Annotated in this window: 19 protein-coding genes and 1 pseudogene; 17 read left to right on the forward strand and 3 right to left on the reverse strand. The window is 69.6% G+C overall.

Annotated elements, in window-relative coordinates; genetic code table 11:
• Nucleotides 1-64: 64 nt before the first annotated feature.
• The 11 genes from mftC to mftF all read left to right on the forward strand — a co-directional run bounded on the left by mftC (nucleotide 65) and on the right by mftF (nucleotide 10,378).
• On the forward strand, nucleotides 65-1,345 hold the full coding sequence (gene mftC / locus VGC18_RS14105) for a mycofactocin radical SAM maturase (RefSeq protein ID WP_331098491.1): 1,281 nt from the start codon (nucleotides 65-67) through the stop codon (nucleotides 1,343-1,345).
• Between the two features lie 37 nt (nucleotides 1,346-1,382).
• On the forward strand, nucleotides 1,383-2,195 hold the full coding sequence (locus VGC18_RS14110; protein ID WP_331098494.1) for a mycofactocin-coupled SDR family oxidoreductase: 813 nt from the start codon (nucleotides 1,383-1,385) through the stop codon (nucleotides 2,193-2,195).
• Between the two features lie 62 nt (nucleotides 2,196-2,257).
• Nucleotides 2,258-3,091, forward strand: coding sequence for a mycofactocin-coupled SDR family oxidoreductase (locus VGC18_RS14115; protein ID WP_331098496.1), 834 nt, complete (start codon nucleotides 2,258-2,260; stop codon nucleotides 3,089-3,091).
• Nucleotides 3,092-3,157: 66 nt separating this feature from the next.
• A complete protein-coding gene (locus VGC18_RS14120) occupies nucleotides 3,158-3,283 on the forward strand; it encodes a hypothetical protein (protein ID WP_331098498.1) in 126 nt (41 codons plus the stop codon).
• A 17-nt stretch (nucleotides 3,284-3,300) separates the two neighbouring features.
• Nucleotides 3,301-3,993 carry a mycofactocin-coupled SDR family oxidoreductase gene (locus tag VGC18_RS14125; RefSeq protein WP_331098500.1) on the forward strand — a complete coding sequence of 231 codons (693 nt, stop codon included), beginning with the start codon at nucleotides 3,301-3,303 and terminating at the stop codon, nucleotides 3,991-3,993.
• 29 nt (nucleotides 3,994-4,022) lie between these two features.
• Nucleotides 4,023-4,862 (forward strand): mycofactocin-coupled SDR family oxidoreductase, encoded by an 840-nt coding sequence (locus tag VGC18_RS14130; protein WP_331098502.1) that lies wholly within the window; start codon nucleotides 4,023-4,025, stop codon nucleotides 4,860-4,862.
• Between the two features lie 34 nt (nucleotides 4,863-4,896).
• Nucleotides 4,897-5,805: a MoxR family ATPase gene (locus VGC18_RS14135; RefSeq protein WP_331098504.1), complete on the forward strand. Its 909-nt coding sequence runs from the start codon at nucleotides 4,897-4,899 to the stop codon at nucleotides 5,803-5,805.
• Nucleotides 5,806-5,943: 138 nt separating this feature from the next.
• On the forward strand, nucleotides 5,944-6,792 hold the full coding sequence (locus VGC18_RS14140) for a vWA domain-containing protein (protein ID WP_331098505.1): 849 nt from the start codon (nucleotides 5,944-5,946) through the stop codon (nucleotides 6,790-6,792).
• A gap of 134 nt (nucleotides 6,793-6,926) precedes the next feature.
• Nucleotides 6,927-8,168, forward strand: coding sequence for a pre-mycofactocin synthase MftD (gene mftD / locus VGC18_RS14145; RefSeq protein WP_331098508.1), 1,242 nt, complete (start codon nucleotides 6,927-6,929; stop codon nucleotides 8,166-8,168).
• A 33-nt stretch (nucleotides 8,169-8,201) separates the two neighbouring features.
• Nucleotides 8,202-8,933: a mycofactocin biosynthesis peptidyl-dipeptidase MftE gene (gene mftE / locus VGC18_RS14150; RefSeq protein ID WP_331098510.1), complete on the forward strand. Its 732-nt coding sequence runs from the start codon at nucleotides 8,202-8,204 to the stop codon at nucleotides 8,931-8,933.
• Complete coding sequence (mftF, locus tag VGC18_RS14155) at nucleotides 8,930-10,378, forward strand: mycofactocin biosynthesis glycosyltransferase MftF (protein ID WP_331098512.1); 1,449 nt, start codon at nucleotides 8,930-8,932, stop codon at nucleotides 10,376-10,378. The genes mftE and mftF overlap by 4 nt, the downstream gene beginning before the upstream one ends.
• On the opposite strand, the gene VGC18_RS14160 is transcribed toward mftF, so the two are convergent.
• Nucleotides 10,326-10,829 (reverse strand): MarR family winged helix-turn-helix transcriptional regulator, encoded by a 504-nt coding sequence (locus VGC18_RS14160; protein ID WP_331098514.1) that lies wholly within the window; start codon nucleotides 10,827-10,829, stop codon nucleotides 10,326-10,328. The two genes, mftF and VGC18_RS14160, sit on opposite strands and share 53 nt — an antisense overlap.
• A gap of 50 nt (nucleotides 10,830-10,879) precedes the next feature.
• Between VGC18_RS14160 and VGC18_RS14165 the strand changes: the two genes are divergently transcribed.
• Complete coding sequence (locus VGC18_RS14165; protein ID WP_331098516.1) at nucleotides 10,880-11,749, forward strand: VOC family protein; 870 nt, start codon at nucleotides 10,880-10,882, stop codon at nucleotides 11,747-11,749.
• A 26-nt stretch (nucleotides 11,750-11,775) separates the two neighbouring features.
• On the forward strand, nucleotides 11,776-12,411 hold the full coding sequence (locus VGC18_RS14170) for a nucleoside/nucleotide kinase family protein (RefSeq protein WP_331098518.1): 636 nt from the start codon (nucleotides 11,776-11,778) through the stop codon (nucleotides 12,409-12,411).
• On the opposite strand, the gene VGC18_RS14175 is transcribed toward VGC18_RS14170, so the two are convergent.
• Entirely contained in the window at nucleotides 12,408-13,583 is a 1,176-nt protein-coding gene (locus VGC18_RS14175) for an AI-2E family transporter (protein ID WP_331098520.1), read from the reverse strand. The two genes, VGC18_RS14170 and VGC18_RS14175, sit on opposite strands and share 4 nt — an antisense overlap.
• Before the next feature lie 124 nt (nucleotides 13,584-13,707).
• On the opposite strand from VGC18_RS14175, the gene purS reads away from it, so the two are divergent.
• Entirely contained in the window at nucleotides 13,708-13,956 is a 249-nt protein-coding gene (gene purS / locus VGC18_RS14180; protein WP_331098522.1) for a phosphoribosylformylglycinamidine synthase subunit PurS, read from the forward strand.
• Nucleotides 13,953-14,651, forward strand: coding sequence for a phosphoribosylformylglycinamidine synthase subunit PurQ (gene purQ / locus VGC18_RS14185; protein ID WP_331098524.1), 699 nt, complete (start codon nucleotides 13,953-13,955; stop codon nucleotides 14,649-14,651). The genes purS and purQ overlap by 4 nt, the downstream gene beginning before the upstream one ends.
• Here purQ and VGC18_RS14190 read toward each other — a convergent pair.
• Nucleotides 14,648-15,835, reverse strand: a complete 1,188-nt coding sequence (locus tag VGC18_RS14190) for a mechanosensitive ion channel family protein (protein WP_331098525.1) — start codon at nucleotides 15,833-15,835, stop codon at nucleotides 14,648-14,650. The genes purQ and VGC18_RS14190 overlap by 4 nt on opposite strands.
• Before the next feature lie 170 nt (nucleotides 15,836-16,005).
• On the opposite strand from VGC18_RS14190, the gene purL reads away from it, so the two are divergent.
• Nucleotides 16,006-18,312 (forward strand): phosphoribosylformylglycinamidine synthase subunit PurL, encoded by a 2,307-nt coding sequence (purL, locus tag VGC18_RS14195; RefSeq protein ID WP_331098526.1) that lies wholly within the window; start codon nucleotides 16,006-16,008, stop codon nucleotides 18,310-18,312.
• A gap of 209 nt (nucleotides 18,313-18,521) precedes the next feature.
• Nucleotides 18,522-19,082: pseudogene (locus VGC18_RS14200) on the forward strand (hypothetical protein); the annotation flags it as partial.

Genomic DNA, 19,082 nt, shown 5'->3' on the forward strand with positions numbered 1-19,082 from the left:
ACCTGCCCCGGTTCGCGGCCGCGCTGGCCACGCTGGCCGACACCCACATGCTGGAGGCGTCCTGATGCGCTTGGTGGAGCAGTTCGAGAAGGGCCTGGACGCGCCGATCTGCCTGACCTGGGAGCTGACGTACGCGTGCAATCTCGCCTGCGCGCACTGCCTGTCCTCCTCCGGCCGGCGTGACCCGCGCGAACTGTCCACTGTGGAGGCGAAGGCCGTCATCGACGAGCTGGAGCGGATGCAGGTCTTCTACGTCAACATCGGCGGCGGCGAGCCGACGGTGCGGCCGGACTTCTGGGAACTGGTCGACTACGCCAGCGCCCATCACGTCGGCGTGAAGTTCTCGACCAACGGGGTGAAGATCTCCCCGGACATCGCCAGGCGGCTGGCCGCAAGCGACTACGTCGACGTGCAGATCTCCCTGGACGGCGCGACCGCGGAGGTCAACGACCATGTGCGCGGGCCTGGCTCCTATGCGACGGCCATGACGGCGATGCAGAACCTTTACGACGCCGGTTTCACGGGGTTCAAGATCTCGGTGGTCTGCACCAGTCAGAACATCGGGCAGCTGGACGAGTTCAAGGCGATCGCGGACCGGTTCGACGCCCAGCTGCGCCTCACGCGTCTTCGCCCATCCGGCCGGGGCGCGGACGTCTGGGACGAGCTCCATCCGACGCAGGCCCAGCAGCGCCTGCTCTACGACTGGCTCGTCGCCCACGGCGATGGTGTCCTCACCGGCGACTCCTTCTTCCATCTGTCCGCCCTCGGCGGCGCCCTGCCAGGGCTCAACCTCTGCGGGGCGGGGCGCGTGGTGTGCCTGATCGACCCCGTCGGCGACGTCTACGCCTGCCCCTTCGCCATCCACGAGGAGTTCCTGGCCGGCAACGTCCGATCGGAGGGCGGGTTCCAGGAGGTCTGGCGCCACTCCGAGCTGTTCACCCGTCTGCGCCGGCCTCAGTCCGGGGGCGCCTGCGCGTCGTGCACGTTCTTCGACACCTGCAAGGGCGGATGCATGGCGGCCAAGTTCTTCACCGGGCTCCCGCTGGACGGCCCCGACCCGGAATGCGTCCAGGGCTACGGCGAGGAGCTGCTCAAGAACCGCAAGGAGAAGGACGGCGGCCCGGTGCTGCCGACCTCGTCGATCGTCGATCACTCCCATCGCACGACCCGCGCCGGGCGTTCCGGTCTCGGTCCCATCCGGCTCACCCCGAGCCGTCGCGCGGGGATCGCGCCGACCGGAGAGAACGCCGACTGCGAACCGAGCCCGCTGGCGGGGATGAACCTGCTGGCGAAGACGGATGCCTCCTGCGAGTGCGGAGGGGGATCGAGCTGCTCCTGCGGATGACCCTCATTCGCACACAACAACGGAAGGACAACACACCATGGGACGGGTAGAAGGCAAAGTCGCCTTTATCACCGGAGCCGCGCGAGGCCAGGGGCGCAGCCACGCCGTCCGCCTCGCCGAGGAGGGCGCGGACATCATCGCCGTGGATTTCGTCGAGCACATCCCGAACGTCGGTTACGCATCGGCGACGCCGGAGGACCTCGCGGAGACGGTGCGGCAGGTCGAGGCCCTCGACCGGCGGATCATCGCCACCAAGGCCGACGTCCGCGACCGCGACGCGCTGAAGGCGGCGATCGACGGCGGTGTGAGCGAGCTCGGCCGACTCGACATCGTCGTCGCCAATGCCGGTGTCTGCATCATCGCCGGCTGGGACGAGGTCACACCGGAGATCTGGGAGCAGACCATCGGGACCAATCTCACCGGGTACTGGAACACGGCCCAGCTGGCGGTCCCCCACCTGATCGCGAACGGTGGCGGCTCGATCATCATGACGAGCTCGGCCGCCGGCATCAAGGGCCTCCCCTTCCTGAGCCCGTACGTCGTGTCCAAACACGGTGTCGTCGGCCTCATGCGCGCGTACGCCACGGAACTGGCGGAGTACAACATCCGGGTCAACACCATCCACCCGACGGGCGTCAACACCCCGATGGGGAGCGGCGACGGCTCGGCGAGCTTCGGTCCCCTCCTGGAGAAGCATCCGAAGCTCGGCGGCATGCTCGCCAATCTGCTGCCGATCGAGATCACCGAGCCGGTCGATCAGAGCAACGCGGTGCTGTTCCTCGCCTCGGACGAGTCGCGCTACGTGACCTCTCTCGAGCTGACGGTGGATGCGGGGAACACGCAGTACTGAATCGACACGGAACCAACCGGACCGGAGACCTCCGGTGCCGGATCGAATGAAGGGAGCACGCAATGGGGCGTGTAGAAGGAAAGGTAGCGTTCATCACCGGAGTGGCCAGGGGGCAGGGGCGCAGCCACGCCATCCGGCTCGCGCAGGAGGGTGCAGACATCATCGGCGTCGACCTCCTGGAGGACATTCCCGGCGCGCCGTACGGGCCGGCGACGGAGGACGATCTCGCCGAGACGGTGGCCGCGGTCGAGGCGCTCGATCGCCGGATCATCGCGACCAAGGCGGATGTCCGCGACTACGCCGGCCTGAAGAAGGCGGTGGACGACGGCGTCGCCCAGCTCGGCCGGCTCGACATCGTCTCGGCCAACGCCGGCATCTCGACGCAGATGGGCCCGACGGAGGAGCTCGACGAGGACATGTGGCAGAACATGATCGACACCAACCTGTCCGGCGTCTGGCGGACCACCAAGGCCACCATCCCTCACCTCAGGGCCGGCGGACGGGGCGGATCGATCATCCTGACCAGCTCGGAGGCGGGCATCAAGGGCTACGCGAACATCGCCCACTACGTCTCGGCCAAGCACGGCGTCGTCGGGCTCATGCGGACCCTGGCACTCGAACTGGCCCCGGAGATGATCAGGGTCAATTCGATCCACCCGACCCAGGTGGACACCCCGATGATCCAGAACGAGGGGACCTACCGGCTGTTCGCCCCCGACAAGGAGAAGCCGACCAGGGAGGACTTCCTGCCGGCGTCGCAGGCGATGAACGCGCTGCCGATCCCGTGGGTCGAGGCCGTCGACATCTCCAACGCCGTGCTGTTCCTCGCCTCGGACGAGGCGCGGTACATCACCGGCGTGCCCCTGCCGGTCGACGCCGGCTGCTTCCTGAAATAGGGCCTCTGCACCGAGAGCGCCCTCGATGTCGCACAGCAATGGACATCTCACGAGGAGGAAACAATCATGGGAAAGCTAGACGGCAGGGTCGCCTTCGTCACCGGTGCCGCCCGCGGACAGGGCCGCAGCCACGCGTTGCATCTCGCGCAGGAGGGCGCCGACATCATCGCGATCGACATCGCCGGGAGATAGACAGCGTGCCGTACGGGATGGGCGAGGCCGCCGACCTGGATGAGACGGTGCGGCAGATCGAGGAGCTCGATCGTCGGATCGTGGCCACCAAGGCGGACGTCCGCGACTTCGACGCGGTGAAGTCGGCGGTCGACGCCGGCGTCGCCCAGCTCGGCCGGCTCGACATCGTCGTCGCCAACGCGGGGATCTTCAGCTTCGGCCGGGCCGACGAGCTGCCGGAGCAGACCTTCAAGGACATGATCGACGTCAATCTGACCGGCGTCTGGCACGCGGCCAAGGCGGCCATCCCGCACCTCAAGGCGGGAGGCAGGGGCGGATCCATCGTCCTGACCAGTTCCACCGCCGGTCTCATGCCCTTCGAGAACATGGTCCATTACACGGCGGCCAAGCACGGCGTCGTCGGGATGATGCGGGTCATGGCGATCGAGCTCGGGCCGGACCTGATCCGGGTCAACAGCGTGCATCCGACGTCGGTCAACACGGACATGATCCAGAATCCGGCGACCTACGCCCTGTTCGCCCCCGACCTGGACGAGAAGGACAGGACCAAGGAGAACCTCGCGCCGCGCTTCCAGTCGCTCAACGTGCTGCCCATCCCGTGGGTGGAGCCGGTCGACATCTCCAACGCCGTGCTCTGGCTCGCCTCGGACGATTCGCGCTACGTGACCGGCATCACCCTCCCGGTGGACGCCGGATCGCTCATCAAATAGAAGGACATCGCAGGAGGAAGGAGAACATCGTGGGACGAGTGGAAGGCAAGGTCGCGTTCATCACCGGGGCGGCCAGGGGGCAGGGGCGCAGTCATGCGATCCGGCTGGCCCAGGAGGGCGCCGACATCATCGCGGTCGACATCGCCGAGTCCCTGCCCGGGATGGACAGGTACTACCGCGGAGCGACCGAGGACGACCTCGCCGAGACGGTGCGTCAGGTCGAGGCGCTCGACCGTCGGATCGTTGCCAGCAAGGCGGACGTCCGCGACTTCGACGAGCTCAAGACGGCTCTGGATAGAGGAGTCGCCGAGCTCGGCCACGTCGACATCGTGAGCGCGAACGCCGGCGTCTTCGCGTTCGGCGACAGGACGGAGGATGTCACCGACCAGGAGTGGCAACTCGTGATCGATATCAACCAAACCGGGGTGTGGCACACGGCCAAGGCGGCGATCCCGCACCTGATCGAACAGGGCACCGGTGGTTCGATGATCCTCACGAGCTCGACGGCCGGTCTGAAGGGCACGCCGAACGTCGCCGCGTACACCGCGAGCAAGCACGCCGTGGTCGGCATCATGCGCACCCTGGCGCTGGAACTGGCACCGCACTCGATCAGGGTGAACACGGTGCATCCGACCGGCGTCGCGACGGACATGATCCTCAACGAGGCAACGTTCAGGCTGTTCCTGCCCGACGTCGAGCATCCGACGAGGGAGCAGGCCGCCGCCGTGTTCGAGTCGACGAACGCGCTGCCCGTCCCCTGGGTGGAGCCGGTGGACATCTCCAACGCCGTCCTGTTCCTCGCCTCCGACGAGGCGCGGTACGTGACCGGGACGGAGTTGAAGATCGACGCCGGATACACGATCAAATAGTGCAGGGCGCGGTCGGGGCGCGAGGAGGAGCACCGTGCGGGTAGATGTGACAGAGACGAGGACGAGGGTCGCCGCCCATCTGGTCGGCAGGGAGCGGGAGCTTGAGCTCACCCTCGCGGCCATCGCGGCCGGGCGGGACATCCTGCTCGAGGGGCCCCCTGGCACGAGCAAGACGACGATGCTCAAGGCGATCACCGAGGAGTGGGGCATCCCGCTCTTCTTCGTCGAGGGGAACGCCGATCTGACGCCGGCGAAGCTCATCGGCCACAACAATCCGGCGCGGGTGCTCAAGGAGGACTACAGCGCGGACAACTTCGTGGCCGGACCGCTCGTCGACGCCATGGTCGCCGGCGGTTTCCTCTACATCGAGGAGTTCAATCGCGCGCCGGAGGACACGCTCAACGCCCTGCTGACCGCGATGGCCGATCGCTCCATCGCCGTGCCCCGCGTCGGCAGCTTCACCGCCCTACCCACCTTCCGGGTCATCGCGTCGATGAACCCCTACGACAACGTCGGCACCACCCGCCTCTCGACGAGCGTGTCCGACCGGCTGAACCGGCTGGCGATCGATTACCAGAGCGGGCCGGCCGAGGAGGGCATCGTCGCCCTGCGCACGGGGGCCGACGGCCCGCTCGGCGAGCGGCTTATCGCCGACGCGGTGGCCGTCACCCGCGCCACCCGCAGACATCCGGATGTGCGCCAGGGCAGCAGCGTCCGCGGGGCGATCGACTGCGTGCTGGTCGCCCAGCAGCTCGCCGTCCTGCGGAGGATCACGGACCCGGACGACGCGGGGTACCCGGAGCTGTGCTTCGACGCGATGATCGTGGCGCTGTCCGGGCGCATCCGTCTCGACGAGGCGGCAGGCGTCACCCCGGAGCAGGTGCTGCGGGAGATCTGGGAGGACCGCTTCGTCCTGGACCCGGCGAGGGCCCAGCCGGGCTGAAGGGAGGTCGAGGCCGACTCGCCCATTCGCAACGAGCCTCGACGGGATCGCTCGCAGCGCCGACCGCTCCGGCGCATCCCGAAGCGGCTGGAGGAGGAGCCGACCCTGTTCGAGCCCTCGCCGGGACGCGGCGGGCTGGTGCTGCGGGTCAAGGACGACGGTCGCGGCAAGGCCGGTGCGCGACCGCCGGGCGGCACCGCGACCGGGGTCACCGACGAGACGGGGGAGCTCGTCGCCGAAGACCTCGACGTGATCGCGCCGGATCCGGTCGTGCGCGCCAGGGCGGCCGAGATCATGGCGAGGCTGGCGATCCCGCGGCCGCGAAGGGACTCCCTGATCGATCGCGGGCCCGGCACCCTCGCCAGCCTGCCCTTTCGGGCCGGCTCCGACGACATCGACCTGGACAGGACCCTCGAGGTGCTCGCCACCACACCGTTCCCCGAGGAGGAGGACATCATCGTGCGCGACCGGGTGCGCACGAGGAGGTCCGTCGTGCTCGCGGTGGACGTCTCCGGGTCGATGAAGGGCGACAGGGTGCAGACGGCGGCGGCGACCGTCGGCGCCCTCTCGGCGGAGCTGAGAGACGACGCGCTCGGCGTGATCGCGTTCTGGTCGGACGCGGCGGTGCTGCTCGAGCTCGGCGCACGGGTCGTCCCGGCCGAGCTCCTCGACACGATGCTGCGGATGCCCGCGCGGGGCCTGACCAACCTTGCGTTTCCGCTGACGATCGCCGCCGAACAACTGGCGCGCATCCCCGCCCGCGACGCGCGGGTCATCCTGCTCTCCGACTGCGTGCACAACGCGGGCCCTGACCCGCGGGAGATCGCCGCCCGGCTGCCGAGACTCGACGTGCTCATCGACGTCAGCGGGGAGAAGGACGTCGAGCTCGGCAGGGAGCTGGCTCAGGTCGGGAGGGGGACGGCTCAGCTGGTGCGGACCTATCGGGATGTCGCGCCCGCCCTCGGCCGCGTGTTCGGGGGCGGATGACGGCCATCGACGATCCGGACCCTTCCATTTGGCACCCGGTGCAATTAAGGTCGAAGGAGTCGCAGTTGTGGGGGATATCAGCCATCCTCGCGGCGCGGAACCGCTCGCGGGGCTTCACGAAAGAGGAGAACTCAATGGCGAAAAATGCATGGTTCGAGACCGTGGCCGAGGCTCAGCGCAGAGCGAAGAGGCGTCTGCCATCCTCCGTCTACGGCGCGCTGGTCGCCGGCTCCGAGCGGGGCCTGACCGTCGAGGACAACATGGCGGCGTTCGGTGAACTGGGCTTCGCACCGCACGTGGCGGGACACAAGCCAGAGCGCGACCTGTCGACGACCGTCATGGGCATCCCGATCTCGCTGCCGGTCATCATCTCTCCCACCGGCGTGCAGGCGGTGCACCCCGATGGGGAGGTGGCCGTCGCCCGCGCGGCGGCCAATCGGGGCACGATCATGGGCCTCAGCTCCTTCGCCAGCAAGTCCGTCGAGGAGGTGGGCGCGGCGAACCAGAACCTGTTCTTCCAGATGTACTGGACGGGCACCCGCGAGGCCATGGTGCAGCGGATGGAGCGCGCCCGCGCCGCGGGGGCCAAGGGCCTCATCGCGACCCTCGACTGGTCCTTCTCCAACGGACGGGACTGGGGCAGCCCGACGATCCCCGACACGATGAGCCTCAAGACGATGATCTCCTTCGCGCCGAACGTCCTGCCGCATCCGAAATGGCTGTGGGCCTTCGCGAAGGCCGGGCACGTGCCCGACCTGACCACGCCGAACCTGGCCGCCCCCGGCGGGCAGGCACCGACCTTCTTCGGCGCCTACTACGAGTGGATGCAGACCCCGCCGCCCACCTGGGAGGACGTGGCCTGGCTGCGGAAGGAATGGGGAGGCCCGTTCATGCTCAAGGGGGTCACCAGGATCGACGACGCCAAGCGGGCGATCGACGCCGGGGTGACCGCGATCTCCGTCTCCAATCACGGAGGCAACAACCTGGACGGCACGCCGGCGACCATCAGGGTGCTCCAGTCGGTGGCGCAGACGGTGAACGACCAGATCGAGATCGTCCTCGATGGCGGCGTCCGACGCGGAGGGGACGTCGCGAAGGCGCTGGCGCTCGGCGCCCGCGCCGTGATGATCGGCCGGGCCTACCTCTGGGGGCTGGCCGCCAACGGCCAGGCGGGCGTCGAGAACGTGCTGGACATCCTGCGCGGAGGGCTCGACTCCGCGGTGCTCGGCCTCGGCCACTCCTCGATCCACGAGCTGTCGCCGGAGGACCTGTACATCCCGCCGACCTTCTCGCGCACGCTCGGAGCGACTCCGACCGCCCGGTCGACCGCGAAGGCGGGAAGCAGGGCCCCGGCCAGGTCCGCCGCCGCGCGATAGGACCCGCGACACCAGCGAGAGGAGCCGCAACCGGTGAAACACCTGCTGGCGGATGCCACCTGGCCGACGGTCCCGACCGCGCCGTTGGTGCTCGTCCCGCTCGGATCGACGGAACAGCACGGCCCGCACCTGCCGTTCTCCACCGACAGCGCCATCGCAACCGCCGTGGCGCTTCGGATCGCCGATCGACTGCGGGATCGGGGACCCGTGGTCGTCGCGCCCACCATTCCCTACGGGGCGAGCGGCGAGCATCAGTCCTTCGACGGCACGATCTCCATCGGCCACGAGGCCCTCGGCGCGGTCGTCGTCGAGCTCGTCCGGTCGCTGTCGACCTGGGCGGCGCGTGTGGTCCTGGTCAACGGTCACGGCGGCAATCTCGCCACCCTGGCACGCGCGGTCCCCCGGCTGATCGCGGAGCGGCATCGGGTCGCCTGGCTGCCGTGCACGGTACCGGAGGGCGATGCTCACGCCGGGCTCACCGAGACCTCGATTATGCTGCTGCTCTCCCCGCATGACGTGGACATGTCGCTCGCGAGCCCCGGTAATGTCACTCCCGTGACGGAGCTGCTGACGCGGATGCGCGCGGGCGGGGTGCGGGCGGTCGCCCCGACGGGGGTGCTCGGGGATCCCACCGGAGCGAGCGAGGAGCGGGGCGCGGAGCTCCTCCGACTGATGGTCGACAGCGCGGTGCGGAGGATCGACAAGGGCTCGCCCGACGATCGTGGCTGCCTGCGGGACCCGGGCCGCGACGGGAGCCTCCGGTGACCCCGACCGCTTCGCCGCTGTCCGCCCCACCGCTGTCCGCCCCGCCGCCACCGTCGCTGCCCGATGGTTTCACGGTCCTTCTCGGCCGCCGGGTGCGGATCGCCGACGGCGGACGCGCCCTCGTCGGCGGATCGCCGACCCGCGTCCTCTACCTGACTCCCGCGGGCGCCGCGCTGATCGTCGACCGCCGGATCAGGGTCACGGATGCGGCCAGCCGCGGCCTCGCCGACCGGCTCCTGGAGGCCGGGATGGCCGATCCGGTGCTCGAGACGCTGCCGACGGTCGACGAGGCGGACGTGACCTTCGTCGTACCGGTCTTCGGCCGGCCGGCCGCGCTCGACCGGCTGCTCACGAGCATCGGCGCGGACAGCACCGTGATCGTCGTGGACGACGTCTCCCCCGATCGGGCCGAGATCATGGACGTGGCCGCCGCGCACGGGGCGAGGTTCCTGCCGCTCGACGTCAACGGCGGTCCAGCGAGGGCGCGCAACGAGGGGCTGAGGCAGGTGACGACGCCGTTCGTCGCCTTCGTCGACTCGGACATCGTGGTGGATCGGGGGGCGACCTCGGTCCTGCTCAGGCACTTCGCCGATCCACGCGTCGCCGTGGCGGCACCGCGTGTGCTCGGCCTGCGCGGCGAGACCGGCCTCAACTGGATCGGCCGCTACGAGGAGGCTAGATCCTCGCTGGACCTCGGCATCCATCCGGCGACCGTTCGCCCCCGCTCCCCGGTCTCCTGGGTGCCCGGGGCCTTCCTCGTCGCCCGCGTCGACGCCATCGGCGAGGGCTTCAGCGCCGAGATGCGCGAGGGCGAGGACGTCGACTTCGTCTGGCGGCTCGCCGAGCGGGGCTGGCGCATCCGTTTCGAGCCGGAGGCCACCGTGTGGCACGAGCACCGGCAGACGGTGCGCGACTGGCTGGGCCGCAAGGCCTTCTACGGCAGCTCGGCGCATCCGCTCTCCGTCCGCCATCCCAAGGACATCGCACCGGCCGTGTTCTCGCCGTGGACCCTGGGCGTCAGCGCGGCGCTGCTCGCCCAGCGCCGCTGGTCGATCCCGGTCGCGCTCGGCATCTCGGCCGCGGCGGCCTGGCGGATCGCCCGCAGGCTGGGGCGGAGCGAGCATCCGGCGCGGGTGAGCATCCGCCTCACCTCCGCGGGTGTGCTGGCCGCGATCTCGCAGACCATGGCCCTGTTCGTGCGTCACTGGTGGCCGGCCACGGTGCTCGCCGCCGTCTTCTCGCGCCGGGCACGACGGGCGCTCATCGCCTCGAGCCTGCTCGACGCCGCGCTCGAATACCGTCGGACCCGGCCGGACCTCGACCCCGTGCGGTTCGCCGTGGCCAGGCGGCTGGACGACCTGGCCTACGGGGCCGGCGTCTGGTTCAGCGCCCTCAGAGGGAGGTCGGTTCGGGCGCTGCTGCCGGACGTGCGGCGGCGCGGGTAACGGGGCCGCCATCGAGGCCGGCGACGATGGCGGCGGCGATGGCCTCGAGTTGCAGCACCTGCTCCCCGGAGAGCAGGGAGAAGGCCTTCGCCCGCACCTCGCTCGCCTGCACGGGCGAGACGGTGCGCACCGAGCGGATGCCCGCATCCGTGAGCTCGACGAACTGCACCCGGCGATCCTCCGTCGACCTGCTGCGCCGCACCCAGCCGGAGCGCTCCATGCTCGTGACGGCGTGGGCCAGGCGGCTGAGCGAATAGCGCAGCCTTGCGGCCAGCTCGCTCATCGTCAGGCGCCGGCCGGGCGTCTCGTAGAGCACGACGAGCACCTGGTAGTAGGCGTGCGGCATGCCGCCGTCGCGCTGGGACTGCCGGTCGAGCGCGCCCTCGAGCACGACGACCGCCGTCATGAGCGATCGCCAGGCCCGTCTCTGCGCATCCGTCGACTCGGTCATGTCTCGACCATACCGGGAATAGTTGAGAACTCAACTAAGTTGTGGTGGGCATGACATCCACCGACCTGCTGGCGGCCGACACGACGATGGGGGCGGTCACCCTCCTCGTCGCCGACCTCGAGGCCATGACCACCTACTATCGCGACGCCGTCACGCTGACCCCGCTGAGCGCGACCGCGGACACCGTGACCCTCGGACGCGGGACGACTCCCGTCGTCGTCCTGCAGCATTCGCCCGGACTCGTCCACGCCTCGCCGCGCGACGCCGGGCTCTTCCACACGGCCATCCTGTTCGACAGCGAGGAGGCCCTCGCCGCCGCCGTCTACTCGGTCGCGACGAAGCATCCCGGCAGCTTCACCGGGAGCTCCGACCACCTCGTCAGCCGCGCCTTCTACTTCACCGACCCGGAGGGCAACGGCGTCGAACTGTACTGGGACCGCGACCGCACCCGATGGAGCTGGGTCCACGGGCAGGTGGAGATGTCGACGCTCTTCCTCGACCCGAACGCCTTCCTCAGGGAGCACCTCACCGAGAGGGCGGTCGAGGCGCCCGGCTTCGGCGCGGCCGTCGTCGGGCACGTGCATCTCTCGGTGGGAGACGTCGCAACGGCCAAGGAGTTCTACGTGGACCGCCTCGGCTTCGAGCAGACCATGGCCGTTCCCGGCTCCGCGCTGTTCGTGAGCGCGGGCGGCTACCACCATCACATGGCGATGAACACCTGGAACAGCGCAGGCGCCGGACGCCGCTCCCGCACCCTGGGGCTCGGCCGGGTGGACATCGTGGTGCCGAGCGACGACGACCTGGGCGCCCTGGACGAACGGATGCGCCACTACGGTCTCAGCACCCGCGACGACGGGCGGACCCTCCGCTTCGACGATCCGTGGGCCAACCTCATCCAGGTGACCTCCGCGGGCCTCTAGCGTCGTGCGGTGATTAGCCTGTGAGGGTGATCCTCACCAGCGTCGCCGCCGCGGCCGCCCTCATCCGGGACGCCGCCGGCCCTGCCGCGGGGCGCGCATCCCGTCGCCTCGTCGTCGGCCTCGTCGGCGCGCCGGGGGCGGGGAAGTCGACCGCCGCGCGCCAGCTCGTCGAGGCCCTCGGGCCGTCCGCCGCCCTCGTCGGCATGGACGGCTGGCACCTGCCGCAGTCCCGGCTCGTCGAGCTCGGGCGCCGGAACCGCATGGGCGCCTCGGACACCTTCGACGTCGACGGCTTCGTGACCGCCCTCGCCGCGATCCGAAATGACGGAGAAACGGTCAGCGTGCCCGGCTTCGACCGCGAGATCGAGGAGCCGGTGCCGGATGCGTTCGCGATAACTCCGTCATTTCGGAACATCGTGGTGGAGGGGAACTACCTGCTGCACGACGCGGGCGGCTGGGAAGGGGTCGCGCCCCTGCTCGATCTGAGCCTGTTCGTGCGCCTGGATCGGGACATCCGGATGCGTCGCCTCGTCGAGCGTCACGTGCGCTTCGGCAAGACCCCGGATGCCGCGGCCGCCTGGGCGAACGGCCCGGACGAGGCCAACGCCCGGCTGGTCGAGGCGACGGAGAGCCGCGCCGACCACATCCTGGATCTCGGCTAGGAGATCGGCTTCCTGCGCTCGCGCGGGGAGCGGCGCCTCTCGAACTCCTGGGTCTTCGCCCGTTCGGGGAAGTCGATGCCCGGAACCGGCTCGATCGGGTCGTTCCACTGCTTGAGGATCGACCAGGCGACCGCCGCCGACGGGACGGAGAGCAGGGTGCCGACGATCCCCCCGAGCACCGTGCCCGCGGTCAGGGCCAGCAGCACGACGAGGCCGTGCAGCTTGAGCGATCGACCGAGAACGACGGGCGAGAGGAAGTTGCCCTCGAGCTGCTGCACGAGGATGACCACGATGACGACCCAGATCGCCGCCGTCAGGTCGACGGTCACGAGGGTGACCAGCCCCGCGATGATGCCGGCGGCGGTCGCTCCGACGAGGGGGATGAAGGCCGCGACGAAGATGACGATCGCGAGCGGGATGGCCAGGGGTACCCGGAGGATGACCATGGCCACCCCGATGCAGACGGCGTCGACGAAGGCCACGATCGAGGTCCCGCGCACGTAGCCGCCGAGCGACTGGACCGCGCTGTCGCCCGCGCGGCGCAGCTTGGCGTGCATGACCGGCTTGAACGGCGTGATCAGGAAGGCCCAGATGGCCGGACCGTCCTTCATGAAGTAGAAGAGCACGATCAGGGCGAGCACGATCCCGGTGATGAGCTCGATCGCGACCCCGACGCCGGCCAGGGCGCCCGAGCCGAACTGGGCGCTCGTCACGAAGTCGACGAGGGCCTTCTGCACGTTGTCGATCTGGGCCTTGCCGATGTCGATGGGGCCGTTCTGGATGAAGTCGCTGACGGCGTCGATGCCGCGGACCACGGACTTCTGCAGGCTGGAGAACTGCGACTCCACCCCCATGACCGCGACCGTGATGACCCCGCCGAAGACGACGACACCCAGCAGCAGCGAGATGATCGCGGCGATGAGGCGCGGCATCACCCGCTCGAGCAGACGCACCACCGGACGAAGCGCCGAGGCGAGGATCAGCGCGATGAGCACGGGGATGACCACCACCTGCAGCTTCACCGCCGCCCAGACGATGAGCACCACGACGATGAGCACGATGAGCACCTGGCCGCAGCGCGTGGCGAGGCGCCCGAGGACATCCGTCCAGAGCGCGGCTGGGCTGCGGGTCGTGATCGCGGTCTCGGTCACCGGCGTGGCTTTTCTGGACATATTCCGAAACAGTACAACCCCTCGCGTCTGCGCCGCAGGGCTTGCGCCGCGCCGAGATCCGTGCCGCACCCGCCTCGGCTAGACTTGGGGCATCCACCCGCAGGCAACCTCGTTGGAGTATTCGGTGTCCACAATCGTCGTCGAGGTCATGCCCAAGGCCGAACTGCTCGACCCCCAGGGCAAGGCCGTCGCCGGGGCGCTCGCCCGGCTGGGCAAGACCGGTTTCACCGGCGTGCGCATCGGCAAGCGCTTCGAGCTGACCGTCGACGGCGAGGTCACGGATGCGCTGCTCGGCGAGGTCACCGAGCTCGCGGGCGACATGTTCTCCAACTCCGTCATCGAAGACGTCGTCTCGATCACGGTCGTGCCATGACCCGGATCGGCGTCGTCACCTTCCCCGGTTCCCTGGACGACCGCGACGCCCAGCGCGCGGTGCGCCTCGCCGGCGGCGAGCCCGTCGCCCTCTGGCACGGCGACCACGACCTGCACGGCGTCGACGCGATCGTGCTGCCCGGCGGTTTCAGCTACGGCGACTACCTGCGCTGCGGCGCCATCGCGAGCTTCTCGCCCATCATGGCCGAGGTGATCGCCGCGGCCGATCGCGGGGTGCCCGTGCTCGGCATCTGCAACGGGTTCCAGATGCTCACCGAGGCGCACCTGCTGCCGGGCGGCCTCATCCGCAACGACCACGGCAGCTTCATCTGCCGAGACCAGCGTCTCCGGGTCGAGAACGCCGACACGGTCTGGACCAACGGCTTCGAGCCCGGCGCCGAGATCGTCATCCCGCTCAAGAACGGCGAGGGCGGTTTCATCGCCGGCGCCGAGACGATCAACCGGCTCGAGGGCGAGGGCCGGGTGGTCTTCCGCTATCTCGAGGTGAACCCGAACGGGTCCGTCAACGACATCGCCGGCATCACCAACGAGCGCGGAAACGTCGTCGGGCTGATGCCGCATCCCGAGCACGCGGCGGAGGAGGGCTTCGGCCCGGACACCTCGGCCGCGATGCGCAACGGCACGGACGGGCTCACCGTCTTCACCAGCGCGATCCGGGCGCTCGTCTCCGCCTAGTCCTTCTCCCCGGCATCCTGGGCCTCCGGTCGCTGGATGGGGACGGCGGCGGTGAACTGGCTCGCGCGCTCCTCGGCCTCCGGGTTGCCGGTGAACAGGCCGCCCGTGTCCGCGCGCTGGTCGCTCGCCTTCCGACGCGCCCGCGGCTGCTCCTCGACCGTCTGGATCCGCGTGCGGGGGATCGCGGCGGGATCCTTCTCGTGCAGCCACTCCACCATCTCCTCGCGGACGAAGCAGCGCAGGTCGAAGAGGGTCGGCGCGTCGACCGCGGTGACCAGGATGCGCACGTGCACGAAGCCGCCGACGGCATCCGTCACCTGCAGCACCGACGCGCGCTTGTCCCAGAGCGGCGTGCGGCCGAGGATCTCCTCGAGCTTCTCGCGCATCAGCGAGGGGCTGACCCGCCAGTCGAGGTCGAAGTCCACCGATCCCAGCAGCTCGCTCGAGTGCCTCGTCCAGTTCTCGAAGGGCGTCGTGGTGAAGTAGGTCGACGGCAGCACGAGCCGGCGATCGTCCCAGATGTGCACGACCACGTAGGTGAGGGTGATCTCCTCGATGCGGCCCCATTCCTCCTCGGCGATCACCACGTCGTCGACGCGGATCGCGCCGCTGAAGGCGAGCTGCACGCCCGCGAAGACGTTGCTGAGGGTCGACTGCGCGGCGAGGCCTGCGACGATGCTGACCACGCCCGCGGAGGCGAGCACGCTGGCGCCGACCGCCTGCACGCCGGGGAAGGTGAGCAGGATCGCGGCGAGGCCGATGATGGCGATGATCACCGCGGCGAGGCGGCGCACGATCAGGATCTGGGTCTGCGCACGCCTGGCGAGCTTGTTGTCCGCGACATCCACCCGATACCGGGATGTCGCCAGCCCGAGGCTGAAGCTGACGAAGGTGACCAGGAACCAGGTGCTGGCGGCGATCGTGACGATAAGGAACAGGTGGTGGACGCTGCCGTCCAGGCCCGTGCCTGCGGGGAAGGCGAAGGCGCCTGCGATCCACACCCCGACGACGTAAACGAGCAGACGGAACGGATGCCGCGCCTGGCTGACCAGCCCCCGCGCCCACTCCTCGCGTCTCGCCGCCGCCCGGAAGATCAACGAGGTCACGATGACGACCAGGGTCGCGGCGACGAGCGCGATGACGACCGCGACGCCGAGACCAAACCACGATTTCCACTCGAACACGAAGACCTCCTTCTTGTCGCTGTGACTCAAGGCTAGCGAGAGGCGCCTTGGCGTCCGGTTGGTGCCCCGCATCCGTCCGCGCCCGGCCGGTCGGTGCGCCGGCCGAGCCCACCCGCGGCCCGATAGAATTGCCCCATCAGGAGCCCAACGATCCAGGAGCCCTTTCCCACGTGACCTCTCCCACCGTCTCCGTCGCCGACACCGTCTCAAACGCCGCCGCCACCCCCGATCGCGAGCAGCCGTACGCGGCCCTCGGCCTCAAGGAGGACGAGTACCTCCGCATCCGCGAGATCCTCGGCCGCCGCCCCACGAGCGGCGAGCTCGCGATGTACTCCGTCATGTGGAGCGAGCACTGCTCCTACAAGAGCTCGAAGAACTACCTGCGCCAGTTCGGCTCCAAGACGACGGAGAAGATGCGCAGGAACCTCATGGTCGGCATGGGCGAGAACGCCGGCGTGGTGGATGTCGGTCAGGGCTGGGCGGTCACCTTCAAGATCGAGAGCCACAACCATCCGTCGTACATCGAGCCGTTCCAGGGCGCCGCGACCGGCGTCGGCGGCATCGTTCGCGACATTATCTCCATGGGCGCCCGTCCCGTCGCGGTGATGGATGCGCTCCGCTTCGGCGCCATCGACGATCCGGACACCGCACGGGTCGTCCACGGGGTCGTCGCCGGCATCTCCTTCTACGGCAACTGCCTCGGACTGCCGAACATCGGCGGCGAGACCTGGTTCGATCCGGTGTATCAGGCGAACCCGCTCGTCAACGCGCTCGCGGTCGGTGTGCTCCGGCACGAGGACCTGCACCTGGCGAACGCCCGCGGCGTGGGCAACAAGGTGGTCCTCTTCGGGGCTCGTACCGGCGGCGACGGCATCGGCGGCGCATCCATTCTCGCCTCGGACTCCTTCTCCGCCGGTGGCCCGACCAAGCGCCCGGCCGTCCAGGTCGGCGATCCCTTCGCCGAGAAGGTGCTCATCGAGTGCTGTCTCGAGCTGTTCAGCCAGGAGCTCGTCGAGGGCATCCAGGACCTCGGGGCTGCGGGCATCAGCTGCGCCACCAGCGAGCTCGCCTCCAACGGCGACGGCGGGATGTTCATCGAGCTCGAGAAGGTGCTGCTGCGCGACCCCACCCTCACCGCCGAGGAGATCCTCATGTCGGAGAGCCAGGAGCGCATGATGGCGATCGTCACCCCGGAGAAGCTCGAGGGCTTCCTCCGGGTGGTGGAGAAATGGGACGTCGAGACCTCGGTTCTCGGCGAGGTGACCGACACCGGCCGGCTGATCATCAACTGGCACGGCGAGGAGATCGTCAACGTCGAGCCGCGGACCGTCGCCGTCGACGGCCCGGTGTACGACCGGCCGGTCGCCTATCCGGACTGGATCGACGCGCTCCAGCGCCACTCGGCATCCGAGCTGTCCCGCACGACGGACGACAACGAGCTCAGGGCGCAGGCCACCGCGCTGCTCGGCAGCGCCAACCTCGCCTCCAAGGACTGGGTCACCAACCAGTACGACCGCTACGTGCTCGGTAACACCGCGCTCAGCTTCCCCGACGACGGCGGCATGATCCGCGTCGACGAGGAATCCGGCCTCGGATTCGCCATCGCCATCGACGCGAACGGACGCTACAGCCAGCTCGACCCGCGCCAGGGCGCCCGGCTGGCCCTCGCGGAGGCCTTCCGCAACGTCGCGATGACGGGGGCGACCCCGGTCGCCGTGAGCGACTGCCTGAACTTCGGCTCGCCGGAGAACCCCGAGGTCATGTGGCAGTTCTCGCAGGCCGTCGAGGGCCTCGCCGACGGCTGCCTGGAGCTGGAGATCCCCGTCACCGGCGGCAACGTCAGCTTCTACAACCAGACCGGGGATGTGCCGATCCATCCGACGCCGGTGGTCGCCGTCCTCGGTGTGATCGACGACGTGGCCGATCGCATCCCCTCCGGCTGGCAGGACGAGGGCAACAACATCTACCTGCTCGGGACGACCCGGGACGAGCTCGACGGCTCTGCCTGGGCCGGCGTCGTCCACGATCACCTGGGCGGGCATCCTCCCGTCGTCGATTTCGCGGAGGAGCAGGCTCTCGCCGGGCTCATCCGGGCCGGATCGGAGCAGAACATCATTGCCTCGGCGCACGACCTGTCGGACGGCGGGCTCATCCAGGCGATCTCGGAGTCGGTGCTGCGGTTCGGCATCGGCGCGCGGGTCTGGATCGGCGAGGTCATGGAGCGGGACGGGGTCGACGCCACCGCCGCTCTCTTCGGCGAGTCGACCGCCCGCGCGATCGTCTCCGTACCCCGTGAGGACGACGTGCGCTTCATGGGCCTGTGCGAGGGGCGCGGCGTGCCCGTGCTGCGCATCGGGGTGACGGATGCCGGCGGCGCCCTCGAGCTGCAGGACCGCTTCACGATCACTCTCGACGAGCTGCGGGCGACCCATCGTGGCACCCTCGCGGAGCACTTCGGCCCGGTCGTCGGCGGCTGACCGCTGCCAGCCCCTGCCTGCCTGCCTGTCTGCCTGCCTGTCTGTCTGTCTGCCACCCCACTCACCTCCACCCCCAGAGTTCCCACTCGCCTGTCACGAACTGCTCACCACTGGCCCGCACAGAGCCGTTCGTGACAGGCGATCGCCCGGCTGCCGGCGCCTGTGGATGATCTGCCGCCGGTGCTCGGTTCGCCGGGCATACTCCTCCGATGCCCCATCGCCGCGCGCTCCCGCCATCGCTCCTCGGCCGTCCCTTCGGCCTGGCCGAGGCCATCGAGTTGGGTGTGGGAGTCGGCCGGCTGAGGGGTGACGACCTGTCCCGTCCCTTCCGGGCGGTGCGGATGCCGCATTCCACCGTCGCGACCGTCGATGCCCTCGCCCATGCCTACGCGACGCGGATGCCGCCCCATCACTTCTTCAGTCACTGGACGGCCGCGGAGCTGCTGGGACTCAGGCTCCCGGAGGGGCGTGTTCCCGGCGGGCTCGACGTCGCGGTGGTGCAGCCGAACCGGGCACCCCGCCTGCCGGGTGTGCGCGGCCATCAGCTATTGAGAGGCGCGCGAACCGTCGTCCTCCCGAACGGGCTGCGCGTCAGCCATCCGGTCGAGGTCTGGTGTCAGCTGGCCGCAGAGCTGGGGCACGACGACCTCGTCGTCCTTGGCGACGGGCTCGTTCGGCGGCAGCGACCCTTCGCAACGATGGATGACCTGATCGAGGCGATCGACGCCTGGGGGCACCGTCCAGGGGTCGCCGCATTGCGCGCCGCCGTC

It is taken from the genome of Lacisediminihabitans sp., assembly GCF_036404185.1.
Lineage (GTDB): Bacteria > Actinomycetota > Actinomycetes > Actinomycetales > Microbacteriaceae > Lacisediminihabitans.

Bases quoted from the DNA above. Each gene is read 5' to 3' on its own strand.
- mftC (WP_331098491.1), top strand. From the start codon at position 65: ATGCGCTTGGTGGAGCAGTTCGAGAAGGGCCTGGACGCGCCGATCTGC.
- VGC18_RS14110 (WP_331098494.1), top strand. From the start codon at position 1,383: ATGGGACGGGTAGAAGGCAAAGTCGCCTTTATCACCGGAGCCGCGCGA.
- VGC18_RS14115 (WP_331098496.1), top strand. From the start codon at position 2,258: ATGGGGCGTGTAGAAGGAAAGGTAGCGTTCATCACCGGAGTGGCCAGG.
- VGC18_RS14120 (WP_331098498.1), top strand. From the start codon at position 3,158: ATGGGAAAGCTAGACGGCAGGGTCGCCTTCGTCACCGGTGCCGCCCGC.
- VGC18_RS14125 (WP_331098500.1), top strand. From the start codon at position 3,301: ATGGGCGAGGCCGCCGACCTGGATGAGACGGTGCGGCAGATCGAGGAG.
- mftD (WP_331098508.1), top strand. From the start codon at position 6,927: ATGGCGAAAAATGCATGGTTCGAGACCGTGGCCGAGGCTCAGCGCAGA.
- VGC18_RS14160 (WP_331098514.1), bottom strand. From the start codon at position 10,829: ATGACCGAGTCGACGGATGCGCAGAGACGGGCCTGGCGATCGCTCATG.
- VGC18_RS14165 (WP_331098516.1), top strand. From the start codon at position 10,880: ATGACATCCACCGACCTGCTGGCGGCCGACACGACGATGGGGGCGGTC.
- VGC18_RS14175 (WP_331098520.1), bottom strand. From the start codon at position 13,583: ATGTCCAGAAAAGCCACGCCGGTGACCGAGACCGCGATCACGACCCGC.
- purQ (WP_331098524.1), top strand. From the start codon at position 13,953: ATGACCCGGATCGGCGTCGTCACCTTCCCCGGTTCCCTGGACGACCGC.